The sequence below is a fragment of the Chitinibacter sp. SCUT-21 genome (assembly GCA_041874755.1).
Lineage (GTDB): Bacteria > Pseudomonadota > Gammaproteobacteria > Burkholderiales > Chitinibacteraceae > Chitinibacter.
In genome coordinates this window covers 2,695,676-2,716,980 of sequence record CP102611.1, presented here as the reverse complement: position 1 = coordinate 2,716,980, position 21,305 = coordinate 2,695,676, and the positions used below count along the sequence as shown (strand labels likewise).

The window sequence follows — 21,305 nt, the reverse complement described above, 5'->3', positions numbered from 1 at the left end:
CTGGGTGAGTTAACTGCTTACCCCATTGGGTTTGCAATCACTCGAAATCAATAGAAGAAGTAATCTTTATTCTCTGTCTTAAACAGTCTTTTTGGGTCAACTGTATCACGTCATATCAACGCGTCTCAGGTTATAGGATCAAGCCTCACGGGCAATTAGTATCGGTTAGCTTAACGTATTACTACGCTTCCACACCCGACCTATCAACGTCCTGGTCTCGAACGATCCTTTAGAGGTCTTAAAGACCTAGGGAAGTCTCATCTTGAGGCTAGTTTCGCGCTTAGATGCTTTCAGCGCTTATCTATTCCCGACTTAGCTACCCGGCAATGCCACTGGCGTGACAACCGGTACACCAGAGGTCAGTCCACTCCGGTCCTCTCGTACTAGGAGCAGCCCCCCTCAAACTTCCAACGCCCACTGCAGATAGGGACCAAACTGTCTCACGACGTTTTGAACCCAGCTCACGTACCACTTTAAATGGCGAACAGCCATACCCTTGGGACCGGCTACAGCCCCAGGATGTGATGAGCCGACATCGAGGTGCCAAACTCCGCCGTCGATGTGAACTCTTGGGCGGAATCAGCCTGTTATCCCCGGAGTACCTTTTATCCGTTGAGCGATGGCCCTTCCATTCAGAACCACCGGATCACTATGTCCTGCTTTCGCACCTGCTCGACTTGTCGGTCTCGCAGTTAAGCCGCCTTTTGCCATTACACTATCAGTACGATGTCCGACCGTACCTAGGCGACCTTCGAGCTCCTCCGTTACAATTTGGGAGGAGACCGCCCCAGTCAAACTGCCTACCATGCACGGTCCCCGATCCGGATAACGGACCTAGGTTAGAACCTCAAAGGGGTCAGGGTGGTATTTCAAGGACGGCTCCACAGAAACTGGCGTTCCTGCTTCAAAGCCTCCCACCTATCCTACACAAACCACTTCAAAGTCCAATGCAAAGCTACAGTAAAGGTTCACGGGGTCTTTCCGTCTAGCAGCGGGGAGATTGCATCTTCACAAACACTTCAACTTCGCTGAGTCTCGGGAGGAGACAGTAGGGCCATCGTTACGCCATTCGTGCGGGTCGGAACTTACCCGACAAGGAATTTCGCTACCTTAGGACCGTTATAGTTACGGCCGCCGTTTACTGGGACTTCAATCAAGAGCTTGCACCCCATCATTTAATCTTCCAGCACCGGGCAGGCGTCACACCGTATACATCCACTTTCGTGTTAGCACAGTGCTGTGTTTTTGATAAACAGTCGCAGCCCTCATTTCTCTGCGGCCTCATTGGGCTCCAGTTGTACACCTTCACCTACTAGAGGCACACCTTCTCCCGAAGTTACGGTGTCAATTTGCCGAGTTCCTTCTCCCGAGTTCTCTCAAGCACCTTAGAATTCTCATCCTACCCACCTGTGTCGGTTTGCGGTACGGTTCGATATTAGCTGAAGCTTAGTGGCTTTTCTTGGAAGCAGGGTATCGCTCACTTCGTCTACAAGTAGACTCGTCATCACGCCTCAGTGTTAAAGCAGCCCGGATTTGCCTAAGCCACACACCTACACGCTTAAACCAACTCTTCCAACCGTTGGCTGAGGTAACCTTCTCCGTCCCCACATCGCACTAATACCAAGTACAGGAATATTAACCTGTTTCCCATCGACTACGCATTTCTGCCTCGCCTTAGGGGCCGACTCACCCTGCGCCGATGAACGTTGCGCAGGAAACCTGGGGTTTTCGGTGAGGGGGCTTTTCACCCCCTTTATCGCTACTCATGTCAGCATTCGCACTTCTGATACCTCCAGCATCCTTCTCAAGACACCTTCACAGGCTTACAGAACGCTCCTCTACCATATGTACATCGTACATATCCGCGTCTTCGGTTATCAATTTGAGCCCCGTTACATCTTCCGCGCAGGACGACTCGACCAGTGAGCTATTACGCTTTCTTTAAATGATGGCTGCTTCTAAGCCAACATCCTGGCTGTCTATGCCTTCCCACCTCGTTTTCCACTTAATTGATCATTTGGGACCTTAGACGGCGGTCTGGGTTGTTTCCCTCTTGTCCCAGGACGTTAGCACCCCAGGACTGTCTCCCATGCTCGCACTTGACGGTATTCAGAGTTTGCCATGGTTTGGTAAGTCGCGATGACCCCCTAGCCATAACAGTGCTTTACCCCCGTCAGTGATACATGAGGCACTACCTAAATAGTTTTCGAGGAGAACCAGCTATTTCCAAGTTTGTTTAGCCTTTCACCCCTAGCCACAGCTCATCCCCTGACTTTGCAACGTCAGTGGGTTCGGACCTCCAGTGCGTGTTACCGCACCTTCATCCTGGCCATGGCTAGATCACTTGGTTTCGGGTCTACGCCCAGCAACTATGCGCCCTATTCGGACTCGGTTTCCCTACGCCTCCCCTATTTGGTTAAGCTTGCTACTGAACGTAAGTCGCTGACCCATTATACAAAAGGTACGCAGTCACAGAACAAGTCTGCTCCCACTGTTTGTATGCATCCGGTTTCAGGTTCTATTTCACTCCCCTCCCGGGGTTCTTTTCGCCTTTCCCTCACGGTACTGGTTCACTATCGGTCGATGATGAGTATTTAGCCTTGGAGGATGGTCCCCCCATCTTCAAACAGGATTTCTCGTGTCCCGCCTTACTTATCGTACGCTTAGTACCACAATTGTGTTTTCATATACGGGGCTATCACCCACTATGGCCGGACTTTCCATTCCGTTCTATTAACACGACTGTTATCACGTACAGGCTCTTCCCATTTCGCTCGCCACTACTTTGGGAATCTCGGTTGATTTCTTTTCCTGCGGTTACTTAGATGTTTCAGTTCACCGCGTTCGCTCTACATCACCTATGTATTCAGTGATGAGTGACCCAAAAGGGCCGGGTTTCCCCATTCGGAAATCGTGGGATCAAAGCACTTTGCCAGCTCCCCCACGCTTATCGCAGGCTATCACGTCCTTCGTCGCCTATCATCGCCAAGGCATCCACCAGATGCACTTATTCGCTTGATCCTATAACCTCAAACACGTTTTACCGTATCATCGGTTTAGAGTATCGGTATTTACGACTTGTTGAATGAGTTCTCACGTCATTCAACGCTGATCTTTCGATCAGAGATACAATCAACCCAATTTATTTACTGTTCACACCAAGTTGCCTTGATGCTCACATTGTTTAATTAGGAGATATTACTTCTTCTATTTTGTTAAAGAACGATACAGATGCCAAAGGCATTCTGATTTAAGAAACCAGAACAAAATAAACAAACCAGAATAAATCTGCTTGCTCACTGAATTCTGAACTCTTGTGATTGGTGGAGGATGACGGGATCGAACCGACGACCCCCTGCTTGCAAAGCAGGTGCTCTCCCAACTGAGCTAATCCCCCAATCTGGCATTACAAAGCTGTTTCCACTGATGAATCAATGGTGGGTCAAGCTGGAATCGAACCAGCGACCCCCGCCTTATCAAGACGGTGCTCTAACCGACTGAGCTACTGACCCAGCTTTTGTCTTCACTAGATCATCTCTAACTTCGCGATTACTTTTAGATAATCTACGCCGCCAGAGCTACTGACCCAGCTTCCAACCAAGTCCGTAACCCTGCAATGAATTGCTTCATTGCTCAGCTACTTTCTCTGTATCTTCAAACTCTACAGCCGATGAGTGTGAGTACTTGACCCGAAGGTCTTTTCTCTTGAAAGGAGGTGATCCAGCCGCAGGTTCCCCTACGGCTACCTTGTTACGACTTCACCCCAGTCATGAATCCCACCGTGGTAAGCGGCCTCCTTACGGTTAGCCTACCTACTTCTGGTGAAACCCACTCCCATGGTGTGACGGGCGGTGTGTACAAGGCCCGGGAACGTATTCACCGCGACATGCTGATCCGCGATTACTAGCGATTCCGACTTCATGCACTCGAGTTGCAGAGTGCAATCCGGACTACGATCGGTTTTGTGAGATTGGCACCCCCTCGCGGGTTAGCGACCCTCTGTACCGACCATTGTATGACGTGTGAAGCCCTGGTCATAAGGGCCATGAGGACTTGACGTCATCCCCACCTTCCTCCGGTTTGTCACCGGCAGTCCCACTAAAGTGCTCAACTGAATGGTAGCAACTAGTGGCAAGGGTTGCGCTCGTTGCGGGACTTAACCCAACATCTCACGACACGAGCTGACGACAGCCATGCAGCACCTGTGTTACGGTTCCCGAAGGCACTCCTCTATCTCTAAAGGATTCCGTACATGTCAAGACCAGGTAAGGTTTTTCGCGTTGCATCGAATTAATCCACATCATCCACCGCTTGTGCGGGCCCCCGTCAATTCCTTTGAGTTTTAGTCTTGCGACCGTACTCCCCAGGCGGTCTACTTCACGCGTTAGCTGCGTTACTAAGCTCCGAAAAGCCCAACAACTAGTAGACATCGTTTAGGGCGTGGACTACCAGGGTATCTAATCCTGTTTGCTCCCCACGCTTTCGTGCATGAGTGTCAGTATCAGCCCAGGGGGTTGCCTTCGCCATCGGTGTTCCTCCACATCTCTACGCATTTCACTGCTACACGTGGAATTCCACCCCCCTCTGCCGTACTCTAGTTAGCCAGTTCACAATGCAATTCCCAAGTTGAGCTCGGGGATTTCACATCGTGCTTAACAAACCACCTGCGCACGCTTTACGCCCAGTAATTCCGATTAACGCTTGGACCCTACGTATTACCGCGGCTGCTGGCACGTAGTTAGCCGGTCCTTATTCTTCAGGTACTCTCATCCCCGGTGGGTATTAGCCACAAGGATTTGCTCCCTGACAAAAGCGCTTTACAACCCGAAGGCCTTCTTCACGCACGCGGCATTGCTGGATCAGGCTTGCGCCCATTGTCCAAGATTCCCCACTGCTGCCTCCCGTAGGAGTCTGGACCGTGTCTCAGTTCCAGTGTGGCGGATCGTCCTCTAAGACCCGCTACTGATCGTTGCCTTGGTAGGCCTTTACCCCACCAACTAGCTAATCAGCCATCGGCCGCTCCAATAACAAGAGGTCTTGCGATCCCCCTCTTTCCCCCGTAGGGCGTATGCGGTATTAGCTATCCTTTCGGATAGTTATCCCCCATTACTGGGTACGTTCCGATGTATTACTCACCCGTTCGCCACTCGCCACCAGACCGAAGTCCGTGCTGCCGTTCGACTTGCATGTGTAAAGCATGCCGCCAGCGTTCAATCTGAGCCAGGATCAAACTCTTTCGTTTAATCTCTGCTATTTTTACTACTTGGCTTGTACTTCAATACTCAAAGAAAGAAACGAGATGAACAATTAAGTTCGTCTTGTTTATTTCCTATCATCTGAGTGCAAGCACTTGTTTCGACTTACGAATCAAGCACTCACACTCATCGGCTGTAATTTGTTAAAGATCGTTGCGAGACACTGTGAAACTTGTTTTGTTTCGCTGCGTCATCAGCAGAGAGGCCGAACTATACCCACCGCCTTGAAACCCGTCAACACCTATCGACAAAGAAAAGCGAAGAAAGGTGATAAGTCTATGATTTTTTGGCGAGTAATTCGAGCATTCTGGCGGCCATTCCGGAGTGCTCTTTTTTTACTTCAGCCGATTGCTGATACTTTTCCGACAGTCGCCCAGTGAAATGCACGTCGCCCGGTGACATTTCATCCAAGAATCGGCTTGGTCGCGTAATTTGCCATTCGCCGGCACGTCGGCGCTTGCTACAATAAGTAATAGTTAAGCTACGCTGTGCACGCGTAATACCTACATACATTAAGCGACGTTCTTCTTCGACCATGCCCGATTCGATTGAATTTTGGTGCGGTAAGATTTCTTCTTCGCAACCAATCAAAAATACATGCGGATACTCCAAGCCTTTGCTGGCGTGCAAAGTCGATAGCCGCACCGCGTCGACTTCTTCTTCGTCGCGCCCTTCTAGCATCGTGATAATCGCAATCGTCTGCACGATTTCGATCAGGTTCTTGCCGTCTTCTTCGCCCTTCTTATGAATCCAGCCGGCCAAGTCCAGAATACTTTTCCATTTATTCTCGGCTGGTTTTTGCTCTTCGGTGTCGTAGAGCCATGCTTCGTAATCAATTGCGCCGAGCAACTCTTGCAAGAGCTGGCCTGCAGGCTCGCGTTCGGCGCGTGATTGCAGTTTGCCGATGAAATTACAGAAGGTATGCAGCATCTCATTTTGCGCGGGCTGGACTTGATGAATAAACCCCTCCTCGTATACCGCTGCAAATAAAGAAATATGCCGGCTAGCAGCATATGCCCCTAGCTTTTCCAAAGTGACATTGCCAATACCGCGTTTGGGCGTGGTGACGGCGCGAATAAATGCCGGATCGTCGTTCTCGTTGGCGATCAAACGCAGATAGGCCAAGATGTCTTTAATCTCAGCGCGATCAAAAAAGCTTTCACCCGCTGCCATCACATACGGGATTTTGTCGTTGCGCAGCTGCGCCTCGACAATCCGCGCCTGAAAATTGCCGCGATATAAAATCGCATAATCTTTATACGAAGTGCGATTGAGTAACATATGCTGGCGCAAGCGATCGGCGACGCATTTAGCTTCATCTTCGTCGCTCTTGGTTTCGACAACCTTAATCAGATCGCCCTCTCCCAAATCCGACCACAGTTTTTTCTCGAATAATTTCGGGTTATTGCCGATCACCGCGTTGGCACAGCGCAAGATGCGTGCGACAGAACGATAGTTTTGCTCGAGTTTAATCACTTCCAGCTTCGGAAAATCGGTTTTCAGCAGATTCAAATTTTCAACGTTCGCGCCACGCCACGCATAAATACTCTGGTCGTCGTCCCCCACCGCAGTGAAATAGCCGGTAACGTCGGTCAACAGCTTCACCAATTGATATTGCGTGGTGTTGGTGTCTTGGTATTCGTCGATCAATAAATAGCGCAGTTTATGGCGCCATTTTTTCAGCACTTCTTCGTTGTCTTCAAATAAATCGACCGGCAGACGAATCAAATCGTCAAAGTCAACCGCTTGGTACGCGTACAAAGTGTCTTGATAAGCTCGGTAAATCTTCGCCAGTTGCAGCTCGCCTTCCGACGTGGCCATCGCCATCGCTTGATCGGGCGAAATTCGGTCGTTTTTCAGCATTGAGATATGACTGACCGTTTGGCGGATTAGCGCCTTATCGGTGGTGACCAATTGATCGGCAATAATCTTGCTCGCGTCGGCCGAATCCAGAATCGAAAATTTGGGTTTATAGCCCAAGTGCGGCGCTTCTTCGCGCAGGATTTTCATTCCCAAGCTGTGGAAGGTCGACACCGTTAGCCCGCGCAAACGCTCGGGTGGCAGCAAAGTGGCCACTCGTTCCGACATTTCGCGCGCGGCTTTATTAGTAAAGGTAATCGCCGCAATATTGCGCGCATCCATGCCCGCCGTTTCGATCAGATACGCAATTTTTTGCGTAATCACCCGCGTTTTGCCTGAACCAGCACCAGCCAAGACCAGGCAAGGGCCAGATAAATATTGCACAGCGGCACGTTGGGGGGCGTTCAGTAGATGCAACATCAGTGGCAATAACTTTGTGACGATCAAGAAGGCGCAAATGGTATCACGTCACCAAACTGCAACGCAGGTCGGCTGACACTTGGCGCGTAGTAAGAATTAGATTACAACCTAAACTATTCCTTGGCTTAACAGTTGATCATGACAGAATCCAACTTATCACCGGTGCGCAAACAAGATTTGCAAATCGGCGTGCCACTCCCCTACCCCATTTACGATGGCCAAGGATTATTATTGCTCAGCGCTGGGCAGACTATTCAAAATAGGAAGCAACTGGAATTAATCGGCCAGCAGGGTTTATTTCGTAACCCGCTTTGGCACGATAGCTCAATGCGTGCGCAAACACGCACAGCGGTACAGGCAGAAACGCCATTAAATTACGCCCCAGCCAAAAAGCAGCCCAAAGCTGCACGGCATTTTGCCCAAGTTAAACTGCCGCCAAATTCGACCTTGCACGTACAATCCTTGGGCGACCCACTCAAACCCAAAGCTTCGGTTAAATTAATTGGCTGGCTGGAAAAAACGGGGGTTTTGATTAGCACATTGAATCAACAGGGCGCGATTTTGCCGTTTCGCGAGGGTGAAACGTTGCAGCTTAAAACGATCGCGGGCAAAGACGTAATCAGTTTTCGCGGCATCGTGAACAAAGTGTGTTTTACCCCCTTTCCGTATCTACATTTAAGCTGGCCTGAGCAGCTCGAAATTCATCAACTACGCAATAGTTTTCGCGTGAACACCAATTTGATTGTGAGTATTAGCGGCGAGCAGCTAAACACTACCCCCGCAAAAATCACCAACCTATCGGCGAGCGGTGCCATGCTTGAGGGAGGCAATTTGCAATTGGAGGCGGAGCAAAAAATCCAGATCGCGCTACGCCTACCCGCCGCAGGTGACGACCACACCATGACAATCGCCGCTACCGTGCGTAATTGTCATATCGATCCACCAGCGGTCACTGCGCAGTTTGGGATTGAATTTGACAAGCTCCCACTTGCCGAGCGGCTGGTACTCGAGCACTTTATTTATCACTCGCTGCTCGAACACTAGGGCATTCCCACTAAGGCAAATCCAAATATGGATCGAAGGGCAATACCCTAACGCCCAGGCGGTGGCATCATCGTTTTACTACGGTAATCACACACATCGTTCACCACGCAGCGCCAGCACTCCGGCTTGCGCGCTTTGCAGATATAACGCCCGTGCAAAATCAGCCAATGATGCGCGTTCAGCAAGAATTCTTTCGGCGTCACCTTGAGCAATTTATCTTCCACCGCGCGCACATCCTTGCCCGGCGCCAGCCCCGTGCGATTACCAAGGCGGAAAATATGCGTATCGACCGCAATCGTTGGCACGCCAAACGCGGTATTGAGCACCACATTCGCCGTTTTGCGGCCAACACCTGGCAAGGCCTCGAGGCTTTCTCGGTCGCGTGGCACGTCGCCGCCGTGCTGCTCAATCAAAATGCGACAGGTTTCGAGCAGATGCTTGGCTTTGCTGCGATATAAACCGATGGTATTGATGTAGGACTCAAGCCCTTCTTGGCCTAGCGCCAGAATCCCCGCAGGGGTATTGGCCACCGGAAATAGAATTTTGGTCGCTTTATTGACACCGACATCGGTCGCCTGCGCCGATAGCAGCACGGCGGTCAGCAATTCAAACGGCGTTGTGTAATTGAGTTCAGTCGTCGGATTCGGGTCTAACTCGGCAAGACGAGCATAAAAAGTATGGCGGGTTTGTTTATTCATTCTGGCAGCAGATCAGACAGGCAAGCCGTGAATATGGCAGCAAGTAGCGGCCAGAACAAGACTTAACAGCGCACAAGCGGCAGAAAAAACCCGCGGTTTGGCCGCGGGCGACGATCAAGCAAGGCGCATGCAGCTCAAGTCAATTTGAATTGCGCCACTAAGCGATCCAATTCTGCGGCGCTTTGCTGTAAATCGTTGGATAGCTGCGCATTTTGCTCGGCATGGTGATTATTTTGCTCGGCCATACGCGCAATTTGCTCGACGTTTTGCGCCACCGCGTGGCTGGCATTTTTTTGCTCGTACATCGCGGTATTAATTTCATCCGCGGCATTGAGCTCGGCCAAACTACTATCGCGAATATGCGCCAAAGAACCAGTAGCTTCGCTCACGCGACTGCTGCCGCGCTGCATTTCTTCACGCGCTAAATCCATCCCTTGCGCAGCCGCATCGGTATCGCGGCGAATAGTATCAACCAAGCGGGTAATTTCACCAGTCGATAGCGCCGTGCGTTCGGCCAATTTACGCACCTCATCAGCGACCACGGCAAAACCGCGCCCCTGCTCACCAGCACGCGCCGCTTCAATTGCGGCATTGAGCGCCAACAAATTGGTTTGTTCGGCAATTTCTTTAATCACCTGCACAATACGGCCAATTTCGACTGAATGGCCTTTCATGCTGTCCACCGTGCCAGCCAACTGCTCCAAATTACCCGATAGCTCGGTTATTTCGTGCAGCACGCTTTGCATTAATTGCTGGCCTTGATCAACTTCAGTCTGTGCCGTTTTGGCTTGCTGCACCGACGAAGCCGCATGCTCGGATACAGAGGCGATGCTCACGCTCATTTGCTCGATTGCTGCCGCCATTGCGCCCGAGGCATTCGCTTGCTCACGTGACGATGCAACGACCTCTTGTGCATTGCGGGTTAATTGCTGCGCAGAGTTCGCCACTTTGTCCGCATTTTGTCGAATTTGCTGAATTAGGCTGCGCAAACTCGTTCCCATGGTATTAAAACTATGAGCCACATCAGCTAATTCATCGTGTACCGATAAATTCACTTCACGGCTTAAATTACCCTGCGCAAATTGTTCGCTTTCGGCTCGTAACTGAGATACCGCGCCCTGAATAGACAGATAGGCCCCAACAAAGAAATAGCTCGCCAGCAACAAGGTTACAATCGTGAGCCCCAATACAATAAAACGTTCCCGCTCATAACGAGCCTCCCGTGCATCCAGTGTTTGCACCACACCAGCAAAAACCAAATCCGAGAATTGATTCAGTGACTCAATCCGCTCGGTCAGGCGGGCAAAATGCACCTTAGGGTCGGCAGCAACGGCTTCACTTGAAAATGTGGTCAAAATATATTGCTGATCACTTTGCAGCGCGGCTCCCAAACCTTTGGCCTGATTGAGCAAATCACTAAAATCGGTACGCGCCAATTTATGAGCCGCCATTTCCCCCTGATAACCCAACATTCCCGCCAAAGCGCCCATTTGCAACTGCTCTTGATGCGTTGCCGTTTGCGCCGTCGCCAAGCGCGCGCCAATGCCACGCGCTTTACCCAGTGCCTCCTCCAAGGGGAGTAAATGGCTGAAATAGGTGTCTTGCAAATAATAGCTATTACTTTCGGGATCGAGCGCCAGCGTTGAATAGTGCGAAATATCCGACATCATTTGCATTAGCTGCACGATCACCGCGGTGTGCTTGGCAAAATTATCGCCGGGTTTTTCTGATTTCCACGCCCCCAAAACGGCTTCGAGTGCTGGTTTGGCCGTAGCCCAACCCGCGACAACTTCTTTGAGTGACGTATCACTCAACACAGTATCCAAGTCTTGCACTGCCTGCTGTAATTTTTTTTCCGACTCGGCAATCGCCGGCGCAAAATCAGTCTTCCCCTGCAAGAAGGATGTGGTTAGCCCACGGTGTTTTTGCGCCTCTTCAATCACCACCCGCGCCTTCGCGGTAATCGCCAAACCTTCTTTTTCAGCTGCAATAATCGCCAAATTTTCATTATTCTCAATGACTAAGCGGCTCAGCATATAAAAAGTTGGTACCGCAAAAATCAGCGCAATTAGCATAAATTTATGGGCAAAGCGCAGGCGAGACAGCAATTGAATGGCGGGAAGAAATAAAGCGCGCATCAGACTGAACTCCTATTGGCAATACAACCAGTGTAGAAGTCAGTTAGCTGAAATTAAAGGATGGATTTGTGGCAATGCAGCAATTTTTGGTGCTAGTTTGTGCATCGCGCGGCGGTTTTTTTGCGATTGCATGGCCTGCTGGCGCAGGCGGTAAACCGGCGGTTTCGCCCGCCGGACGAATCAGGGGCAGTCTTGCCTTGCCCCTGATAACCCTAACGCACCCGATCGCCGCGAAACCCCGCTTGAAAAAGCCACGGCGAGGCGCCGCTTCAACTCGCCACGCGCTAACGTCGCGTGGCTCAAACAAATCGCGGCTTAAAACCTCGCCATAACTTTTTCAAGCGGCGCGGCTCAAACGGGCTTTCCGTTCTCATCAACAGTATGGGTATATCTACAAAAACCAATCAATAAATAACCTTTATGGAAATACCAAGGCATGTATATACCACAATCGTCGTTCTTCACATTTCCCCCTGTCATCAAGCCGAGTGAGGAACAAGCGGTTCGGGGTTTCGGCGAGGACTGTTTGAGGCCGCAGGCCGAGTTCCGCAGCCGCCGAATCGATTGTCCGCAGCGAGGGCATTTTGCGCAGCAAAACTTGATGAGGGGTCGCCTTTGGGGTGAAGGGGTATTTGGCGAAGCAAATACCCCTTCCCGTTAGCGAGGCGGAACGCGCAGTGAAAACATCGCGCCAACGGCGCAGAAAATCGATCAACCAACGTAGGGCGGGTTAGCCGCAGGCGTAACCCGCCAATATGGCGATAAATCCAAGTTGCAGATCAGCGCGGGTTGATAAACCCAACCCGCCCTACACGACTACAGAGCTACACATAGGCACGTATATACAACGATGGTTGAGCGATGGTTTTGAATTCCCCTTTCATCAAGCCGAGCGAGGAACAAGCGGTTCGGGGTTTCGGCGAGGACTGTTTGAGGCCGCAGGCCGAGTTCCGCAGCCGCCGAATCGATTGTCCGCAGCGAGGGCATTTTGCGCAGCAAAACTTGATGAGGGGTCGCCTTTGGGGTGAAGGGGTATTTGGCGAAGCAAATACCCCTTCCCGTTAGCGCGGCGGAACGCGCAGTGAAAACATCGCGCCAACGGCGCAAAAAATAGATCAACCAACATAGGGCGGGTTAGCCGCAGGCGTAACTAGCCAACATGGCGATAAATCCAAGTTGTTGATCAGCGCGGGTTGATAAACCCAACCCGCCCTACACGGCTGAATCAAATTGCCATTGAAGTTAGTCCACGCCTAAAATGGATCGCTAATACTATTACTGCGAATAAAAGAAATGATGGTTAGCAATTATGAGTACCGAACTGAGGGCACTCCAGAACAGGAATACCTTATATTTTCGAAAGCATATTTAAGTGCAGCTATAGCAATCATCGAAGATTTAGAAAAAAAACCAGAGAAATACAATTATGCTCATGCAGCAACTGCAGCTTTCAATCTAAGGCTTGGCACCGAACTTTTTCTCAAAGCCGCAATTATAAAAAAAGACAAAGAATTCAAAAAACTAAATCACTCGATAAACTCATTGGCTCGGACGTATAGAAAACTATACCCCGATAGCTTCTTCCACGTAGATCTCCCATTCGAAAACAAATTCGCGGGTTTTATTGAGGAAAATCTAGAAACGCTTGTCAAGCAAGCTGACCAACAACATCCAACAGATCAAATATTAAGGTATCCAAGACACAAAGATGGTTCACACTGGAACACGCTAATGGCGTTCAATTTAGAAACCCTAAAAGAGCAAAGCATCATGCATTCTGCAAAAATTGACGAGCTAAGCAACATTATCTTTAAATAAAAAAGCGACCTTCCGGTCGCTTTTTTATTAATCAATCCAATTACATCTCTTCCAACACCGCAATACCCAACAAACTCAAGCCCGCCTTCATCGTCCGTGCGGTCAATGCCGCAATCGCCAAGCGGCTGTCGCGCACTGCGCCCTCGGCTGACAAGATTGGGCATGCTTCGTAGAAGCGTGAGAATTGCTGCGCGAGGGCAAACAAGTAGCTGCACAATTGGTGCGGCTGGCAGGTGTCCGACACAAAAGCGATCACTTCGTCAAACTGCGCCAATTGCAGCGCCAGTTGTTTTTCCGCTGGCTCGCTGATGACGATCTCGGCGTTCGCATTGTAGTCGCCGACTTTGCGGAAGACTGAGGCGACGCGCGTGTAGCTGTATTGCAGGTACGGCGCGGTGTTGCCTTCGAAGGCCAGCATCGTGTCCCAGTTGAAGATGTAATCGCTGGTGCGGTTTTTTGATAGATCGGCGTACTTCACCGCGCCGATACCAACGGCCTGCGCAATACTGCGACGGGTATCCTCAGCTAGATCAGGGTTTTTCTGGCTTACCAGCGCATACGCACGTTCAACAGCTTCGTCGAGCAATTCAACCAATTTCACCGTGTCGCCAGAGCGGGTTTTAAACGGTTTGCCGTCTTCGCCCATCATCGTGCCAAACGCCACGTGTTCCAGCGCCATGTCGGCGGGTGCGAAGCCGGCTTTGCGGCTCAGCGTGAACAATTGCTGGAAGTGCAGGCTTTGGCGCGCGTCAACCACGTACACCACACGTTTCAAGTCCAGCGTACGGTGACGGTAGCGCACGGCGGCAAGGTCAGTCGTCGCGTACAGGAAGCCACCATCTTTTTTCTGGATAATCATCGCTTGCGCTTCGCCTTCCGGATTTTTGAATTCCGGCAGGAACACCACTTGCGCGCCTTGGCTCTCTTCCAACAGGCCTGCGGCTTTCAAATCCGACACGACAACGGGCAAGTCGTCGTTGTACGCCGACTCGCCGCGTACAGCGGCCAGATCAAGACCGACGCCGAGCTTGTCGTAAACCGCTTGGCAATGATGCATTGAGACTTCAACAAACTGCTTCCACAGTGCCAACACTTCTGGATCGCCACCTTGCAGTTTCACCACGTAATTACGCGCGGTATCGGCAAAAGCGGCGTCTTCGTCAAAACGTACTTTGGATTTGCGGTAGAAATTTTCCAGATCGGCCAGTTCCAAATCGGCGTCGCCCGACTGACGCGTTTCAACCAGATACGCAACCAACATGCCGAACTGCGTGCCCCAATCGCCAACGTGATTGCAACGCTGAACGTCGTGGCCGGCGAATGCCAGCACACGCGCAATCGCGTCGCCGATAATCGTTGAGCGCAAATGGCCTACGTGCATTTCTTTGGCCAAGTTCGGCGATGAATACTCAACCATCACCTTTTGCGGCGCGGGTTTATTGATGCCGAGCGCGTCGTCGTTACGCGCGGCTTCAAGGCGCTGCGCGAGGAAAGACGGCGCGAGGTGAATATTGATAAAGCCGGGGCCGGCGATTTCAACTTTGTCGGCGATGCCAGCCAAATCCAGGGCAGCAACGACTTTGGTCGCCAGCTCGCGCGGATTGGTTTTGGCCGCTTTGGCGGCGCCCATCACGCCATTGGCTTGAAAATCGCCAAATTCGGGTTTGCCCGACGGCTGAATCACCGCTGGTGCGCCAGCAGCGCCCGCGGCAGCCAAGGCGGCTTCAACGCGTTGCGCGAGAAGTTGAGAAATCGTTAAGTTTGCAGTGGTTTGGGTCATAAATGCGCCTAAAGCTGGATCTGTGCGGGCTCGAACAAGGCCGGATCAATCACGGCGGCGAGCCAAAGGGTCTATTGTACCTGCTTGTGCCTTAAGCTCAAAAAACCGAGTCAAAATAAAGCCATTCAACTTTTGTAAAGTAAATATGCCAAACCGATATGCGCAGATTGTGCAAGGTTTGTGTCATCACTGCGTATTACAATAGGATCAAGCCCCACTCTAGCGCAGGAGAATGAATGCACCACGATACCCCTTTATTGACGACACTGGTGTTAGGTTTGGGACTGGCTTACCTGTTTGGCATGCTGACTCAACGTTGTCGTATGCCGCCGCTAATTGGTTATTTATGTGCCGGGATTATTGTTGGCCCGTATACACCCGGCCCTGTTGCCGACCCAGCACTAGCCACCGAGCTGGCCGAAATAGGCGTGATTTTGCTGATGTTTGGCGTGGGGCTGCATTTTTCGATCAAAGATTTAATGAGCGTCAAACGCATTGCGGTGCCGGGAGCGATTTTGCAAATCGCGTGCGCCACGCTGCTGGGCATGGCCTTGGCGTGGTTTATGGGCTGGCCTTGGGGTCAAGGTCTGGTGTTTGGCTTGGCGTTGTCGGTCGCCAGCACCGTCGTGCTACTGAAAGCGCTGCAAAAATACGAATTAGAGCACACACCACAAGGCCGCATTGCGATTGGCTGGTTGATTGTCGAAGATTTGGCCATGGTGCTGATTTTAGTTTTGCTACCGGCGATGGCCGGATTGCTTGGCGGCAATACCAGCGCCAGCAGTGGCGAGCAAAGCTTGGGCATGTTGCTATTAACAACGATGAGCAAGGTCGCCGCCTTTGTCGCGTTTATGCTGATTATTGGTCGCCGTGTCATTCCGTGGGTGCTGGAAAAAACCGTGTGGACCGGTAGCCGCGAGTTGTTTCGCCTGGGCGTTTTGGCGATTGCCTTGGGCGTCGCCTACGGCGCATCGCATTTATTTGGCGTCTCTTTCGCGCTCGGCGCTTTCTTTGCCGGCATGGTCTTGGCCGAATCGGAGTTTAGCCATCGCGCCGCCGAAGAATCGCTACCGCTACGCGATGCGTTTGCCGTGCTGTTTTTTGTTTCGGTCGGCATGTTGTTCGACCCGAGCATTATTGTTGAACAACCGTTGGCGCTGATCGCCACCGTGCTGGTTATCGTCGTCGGCAAATCACTCGCGGCGTGGGGTATTGTGCGTGTCTATGGCTATAACAACGCCGTTGCCAGCACGATCGCCGCCAGTTTGGCGCAAATCGGCGAATTTTCGTTTATTTTGGCAACCTTGGGTTTGTCGCTAGGGCTGTTAAATGCCGATGCCAATGCGCTGATTATTGCTGGCGCGCTGATTTCAATCTTGATCAATCCACCGCTATTTTCGATTTTAAATCGCTTAATACCCGATGGTAGTAATACTTCGAAGACAAGCTAAAATCTAGCTTTGGAAGCAATACCCAGATAATCTAGGCAATAAAAAAAGCGCCCGAAGGCGCTTTTTTTATTGGCGTAGCAAGGCTTATTTCACCAAAGCTTTCGCACGCGCTACTACGTTTTCTACCGTGAAGCCGAAGTGTTTGAACAACAACGGCGCTGGCGCTGACTCACCGAAGGTGTCGATGCCGATCACATCGCCTTCGAGGCCAACGTATTTGCGCCAGAAGTCGCTGGTGCCCGCTTCAACCGCCAAACGCACTACGCCGGCTGGCAACACTGAAGCTTTGTACGCTGCGTCTTGTTTGTCGAACACATTGGTGCTTGGCATAGAAACCACGCGCGCTGCGATACCTTCAGCAGCCAGTGCGTCGAACGCTTTCACCGCCAGATCCAACTCAGAACCGGTGGCTAGCAATACCACTTTTGGATTGGCCGCATCACGCAATACATAGCCGCCGCGTTTGATGTTGGCGATTTGCTCTTCAGTGCGCGCTTGAAAAGCCAAGTTTTGACGGCTGAAGATCAATGAAGATGGTGTAGTGCGTTGTTCGATCGCATCAGCCCAAGCCACCACTGATTCAACGGTATCAGCTGGACGCCATACGTTCATGTTCGGGATGCAACGCAGCGTTTGCAATTGCTCAACTGGCTGGTGTGTTGGACCATCTTCGCCCAAGCCGATTGAATCGTGCGTGTAAACGAAGATATTGTTGGTTTTCATCAGCGCAGCCATACGCACCGCGTTCAATGCGTATTCGCAGAACATCAGGAAGGTGCCGCCGAATGGACGGAAACCGCCGTGCAGTACCAAGCCATTCATGATGTGGCTCATACCGAATTCACGTACACCGTAGCTGATGTGGTTGCCGCTAATTTGGCCGTTTTCAACTTTCAAGCTGCTCGAGCCTTTCCAGTTGGTCAAGTTAGAGCCAGTCAAGTCAGCCGAACCGCCGAGCATTTCTGGCAAGTTTGGCGCGAAAGCTTGAATTGCGTTTTGGCTGGCTTTACGCGTAGCGATGGTTTCAGCTTTGCTGTTCGCTTCCGCAACGGCAGTTTTCACCAGATCTTGCCAGTTTGCTGGCAAGTCGCCTTTCATGCGACGAGTGAACTCAGCCGCTTCAGCTGGGAATTGCGCTGCGTATTTCGCAAACAATGCATTCCACTCGGCTTCAGCTGCAGCACCAGCGGCTTTTTTGTCCCAACCTGCGTACACGTCAGCCGGGATTTCGAATGGCGCGTGTGGCCAGCCAATCGCTTCGCGCGTCAGAGCGATTTCAGCGTCGCCCAATGGTGCGCCGTGGCAATCGTGGCTAGCGGCTTTGTTTGGCGAGCCTTTACCGATGATGGTTTTGCAGCAAATCAGTGTTGGTTTATTGCTTTCCGCTTTGGCGGCAACAATCGCAGCGTTGAGTGCGTCAACGTCGTGGCCATCTACGCCAGCAATCACGTGCCAGCCGTATGATTCAAAACGTTTTGGCGTATCGTCAGTGAACCAGCCTTCAACGTGGCCATCAATTGAAATGCCGTTGTCGTCCCAGAACGCGATCAGCTTGCCCAAGCCCCAAGTACCGGCCAAAGCGCACGCTTCGTGAGAGATACCTTCCATCAAGCAACCGTCGCCCAAGAACACATACGTGTGGTGGTCAACGATATCCAGACCCGGTTTATTAAATTGCGCCGCCAGCAGTTTTTCTGCCAAAGCGAAACCCACGGCGTTGGTGATACCTTGACCCAATGGACCAGTCGTTGTTTCTACGCCTGGCGTGTAGTGAACTTCTGGGTGGCCTGGCGTTTTTGAGTGGAATTGACGGAAATTTTTGATGTCATCCATCGATACATCAAAACCAGTGAGGTGCAGCAGCGCATATTGCAGCATTGAGCCATGGCCGTTCGATTGCACAAAGCGATCACGGTTAGCCCAAGCTGGGTTTTGCGGGTTAAAGCGCATATGGCCACCCCACAACGCCAGACCAATTTCAGCCATCCCCATCGGTGCGCCTGGGTGACCTGAATTGGCTTTTTGCACAGCGTCCATCGCCAGTGCGCGAATTGCATTTGCTAAGTCAGTACGCGTTGCTGCCATCACTGTATTCCTTATTGTATGAAAACGAATTCCTTGCTGCGCCACAGTGTGTCTGAAATTCTGTCGCGAACCAAGGTAAAAATGGGTGCTGCATTATCGCCGAGCCTAAGGCCAGTGGCATAGGGGCTAGATAAAAAAACTACACGCCCGCATTGTAAAATACGGGCGTGAGCGTGATGTTGCGGAAAAACAAAATTTCATGAAAGGAATTTAGCGTTTATTCGAGTACATAGGTGCCGGGTGCGTCGCACAACTTCGTATGTTTACGGCTCGATAATTTTGGCTTCACTTGATTGCCCGAATAAGGCTTGAGCCATTCCACCCAATTGGGCCACCACGAGCCCGCCACCTGCTCTTTACCCTCAATCCACTCATCCGCGCTTTGCTGCTTAGCGGGTTCGCCCTGCCAGTAGCTGCGCTTACATTTTGGCCCCGGTGGATTGATGATGCCGATGATGTGCCCCGAGGTGGAGAGCGTAAATTGCACTGGGCCTGACACTCGATCAGCCAGAGTAAAGGTTTGCTTCCATGGTGCGATGTGATCTTCTTCGGCGCTGACCATATAAATTGGCTGCGTGATTTTGCCTAAATCAATCGGCTGGCCCGCCAAGTTCAGCGCATCGGGTTGGACTAATTTATTCGACCAATACAAATCGCGCAGATAGCTGCGGTGCATTTTTTTCGGCATCCGCGTGGTATCCATATTCCAATACAGCACGTCAAATGCCATCGGTGTTTCGCCGAGCAAATAGTTACTCGCCCAGTAATTCCAAATCAGGCTGTTGGAGCGCAATAGGCGGAAACTCGCGGCCATTTCTTTGCCGTCGAGATAGCCTTTTCTATCCATCACTTTATCGATGTAATCAAGACCGTCTTCGTCGATAAAGACTTCAATATCGCCGGGTCGCTCAAAATCGGTGAGTGTCGTTAGTAAAGTAGCGGTTTCGACTGGCACATTATTCGGATCGGCCCGATTAGCCCACGCCAAATAAGTCGTTACCAAGGTGCCGCCGATGCAGTAGCCGAGCAAGTTAACCTTGGCGCTGCCGCTAATTTCGCGCGCCACGTCGATGATTTGCGCCACGCCATCGGTCAGGTAATCGTCAAAACTCACTTCCGACATGCTGCTATCGGGGTTTTTCCAACTGGTGACAAACACCGAAAAGCCCTGATCGACCAGATATTTGATAATGCTTTTCTGCGGATTGAGATCGAGTACGTAGTATTTATTAATCCACGGCGACACCAGCACCAGCGGCACTTTATGCACCGTAGGGGTATTGGCCTGATAGTGAATCACTTCAAGGAGTCTACCGCGATACACCACAGCGCCTTCAGTCGTTGCCAGATTTTCACCGACTTTAAAGGCATCCAAATCGGTCATCGCAATATCGCCCTTACCCATATCGCGGATAAAATTATCCATGCCGCGCGCTAGGCTCATGCCCTTGCTTTCTAAAGCGGTGGCGAGCGCAGTCGGATTGGTGAGCAGAAAATTGGTTGGCGCCATGGCGTTGAGCATTTGCCGCAACCAAAAGGCCGAAATACTGCGCTCTTGATCGCATAAATCAGGCGTGGCATACAGATTATTTTGCAGCCAGCGGGTATTGAGCAAATACCATTCTTTTAAGCTATCCCAGAATGGCGAATCGCACCAAATCGGGTCGGCAAAGCGCGGATCATCGGGATGCGGCGGGATCACATCGCTATCGGGCTCGCCCCAATAACGCCTTAGCGTAAAACCTTGGATACGAATCAGATCATTGGCGTAGCTGGTATACGCCTGATACAGCAGATCGGGGTGGTGCAGCCATGCTTTTTGCGCTTTTAGCGTGGTTTCCCCAAGGCCAAAAGGATCCAAAGTTTGACGCATTTGGTGTTGAAACTGCTCAAAACGCTGTTGTTGCTCGGCATAAAACTGAGAAAAAATCGTTTCTGGCATGATCATGCTCCCCGCAGGCGATATCTTTAAATTTACGCTGCGACGCAACATAAAGCAATGCACTTTTTGCGCATTGCTCACACCAAAAAATTACCCGAGTGCCAAGGCAGCCTGCCGCGCCAATTCCAAACGCTCAACGGTACCGACATCCATCCATAAGCCAGTATGCAATGACGCGCTCACCCTACCCTGCGTCATCGCCTCACGCAGCAGCGGGCCTAATTTGGCGGGCTGATTAGCCGCTAAATCGGCAAATAAATCGGGGTGATATATGCCAATTCCGCTGAAGGTATATTTCTGCTCACCATCAGACTGTGCTTTACCATCGACCAACGCAAAATCACCATTCGGATGTTGCGGCGGATTGGGCACCAAAATCAGATGCGCGAGGATGCCGGCGTCCAATTGCTGCAAAGCTGCTTGGCTAAAATCAATATCGGTAAACACATCACCGTTAACGACCAAAAACGGCGCTTCGCCCAACAGCGGCAAAGCAGTCGTAATCCCGCCTGCGGTTTCTAGTGCGGTGGTCTCGGCTGAATATTGAATTTGCGCGCCATACGCCGCGCCATCTTGCAGCGTGTCTTCAATCTGTTGCCCCAACCAAGCGTGGTTGATCACAATTTGATCAATTCCCGCCGCAACGAGGCGCTTGAGATGCCAGCCAATCAGCGGCGTACCGACCACGTCGAGCAAGGGTTTGGGAGTTACATCAGTCAGCGGGCGCATGCGCTCGCCACGGCCAGCGGCCAAGATCATTGCTTTCATTTACATATACCAACAACAGTATTGGGCCACAGAAATTATTGTAATT

Annotated in this window: 10 protein-coding genes, 2 tRNA genes and 2 rRNA genes; 3 read left to right on the top strand and 11 right to left on the bottom strand. The window is 51.3% G+C overall.

Annotated elements, in window-relative coordinates:
• Positions 1–134 precede the first annotated feature (134 nt).
• The 5 genes from NT239_12535 to NT239_12515 form a co-directional block, all read right to left on the bottom strand.
• Positions 135–3,021: ribosomal RNA gene (locus NT239_12535) — 23S ribosomal RNA — on the bottom strand.
• 300 nt (positions 3,022–3,321) lie between these two features.
• Positions 3,322–3,397 (bottom strand) — tRNA-Ala (locus tag NT239_12530).
• 38 nt (positions 3,398–3,435) lie between these two features.
• A tRNA-Ile gene (locus NT239_12525) sits at positions 3,436–3,512 on the bottom strand.
• A gap of 196 nt (positions 3,513–3,708) precedes the next feature.
• Positions 3,709–5,242 (bottom strand): 16S ribosomal RNA (locus NT239_12520).
• Together the 16S and 23S rRNA genes with 2 tRNA genes alongside form the textbook arrangement of a ribosomal RNA operon.
• A 289-nt stretch (positions 5,243–5,531) precedes the next feature.
• Positions 5,532–7,535: a UvrD-helicase domain-containing protein gene (locus NT239_12515; GenBank protein XGA70590.1), complete on the bottom strand. Its 2,004-nt coding sequence runs from the start codon at positions 7,533–7,535 to the stop codon at positions 5,532–5,534.
• Between the two features lie 138 nt (positions 7,536–7,673).
• Between NT239_12515 and NT239_12510 the strand changes: the two genes are divergently transcribed.
• A complete protein-coding gene (locus NT239_12510) occupies positions 7,674–8,579 on the top strand; it encodes a flagellar brake protein (protein ID XGA70589.1) in 906 nt (301 codons plus the stop codon).
• A 47-nt stretch (positions 8,580–8,626) separates the two neighbouring features.
• On the opposite strand, the gene nth is transcribed toward NT239_12510, so the two are convergent.
• Positions 8,627–9,277, bottom strand: a complete 651-nt coding sequence (gene nth / locus NT239_12505; GenBank protein ID XGA70588.1) for an endonuclease III — start codon at positions 9,275–9,277, stop codon at positions 8,627–8,629.
• Positions 9,278–9,411: 134 nt separating this feature from the next.
• Positions 9,412–11,415 carry a methyl-accepting chemotaxis protein gene (locus NT239_12500; GenBank protein ID XGA70587.1) on the bottom strand — a complete coding sequence of 668 codons (2,004 nt, stop codon included), beginning with the start codon at positions 11,413–11,415 and terminating at the stop codon, positions 9,412–9,414.
• A gap of 1,293 nt (positions 11,416–12,708) precedes the next feature.
• Between NT239_12500 and NT239_12495 the strand changes: the two genes are divergently transcribed.
• Positions 12,709–13,233 (top strand): hypothetical protein, encoded by a 525-nt coding sequence (locus NT239_12495; protein XGA70586.1) that lies wholly within the window; start codon positions 12,709–12,711, stop codon positions 13,231–13,233.
• Positions 13,234–13,273: 40 nt separating this feature from the next.
• Here the strand turns inward: NT239_12495 and argS are convergent, their stop codons facing one another.
• The gene (argS, locus tag NT239_12490; GenBank protein ID XGA70585.1) at positions 13,274–15,013 is read right to left on the bottom strand and encodes an arginine--tRNA ligase; all 1,740 of its coding nucleotides are present in this window, start codon (positions 15,011–15,013) and stop codon (positions 13,274–13,276) included.
• Between the two features lie 236 nt (positions 15,014–15,249).
• Between argS and NT239_12485 the strand changes: the two genes are divergently transcribed.
• The gene (locus tag NT239_12485; protein XGA70584.1) at positions 15,250–16,464 is read left to right on the top strand and encodes a cation:proton antiporter; all 1,215 of its coding nucleotides are present in this window, start codon (positions 15,250–15,252) and stop codon (positions 16,462–16,464) included.
• A gap of 84 nt (positions 16,465–16,548) precedes the next feature.
• Here the strand turns inward: NT239_12485 and tkt are convergent, their stop codons facing one another.
• The 3 genes from tkt to NT239_12470 form a co-directional block, all read right to left on the bottom strand.
• On the bottom strand, positions 16,549–18,549 hold the full coding sequence (gene tkt, locus NT239_12480; protein ID XGA70583.1) for a transketolase: 2,001 nt from the start codon (positions 18,547–18,549) through the stop codon (positions 16,549–16,551).
• Between the two features lie 217 nt (positions 18,550–18,766).
• Positions 18,767–20,491 carry an alpha/beta fold hydrolase gene (locus NT239_12475; protein XGA70582.1) on the bottom strand — a complete coding sequence of 575 codons (1,725 nt, stop codon included), beginning with the start codon at positions 20,489–20,491 and terminating at the stop codon, positions 18,767–18,769.
• 90 nt (positions 20,492–20,581) lie between these two features.
• A complete protein-coding gene (locus NT239_12470; protein ID XGA70581.1) occupies positions 20,582–21,259 on the bottom strand; it encodes a nucleotidyltransferase family protein in 678 nt (225 codons plus the stop codon).
• Between the last annotated feature and the right edge of the window lie 46 nt (positions 21,260–21,305).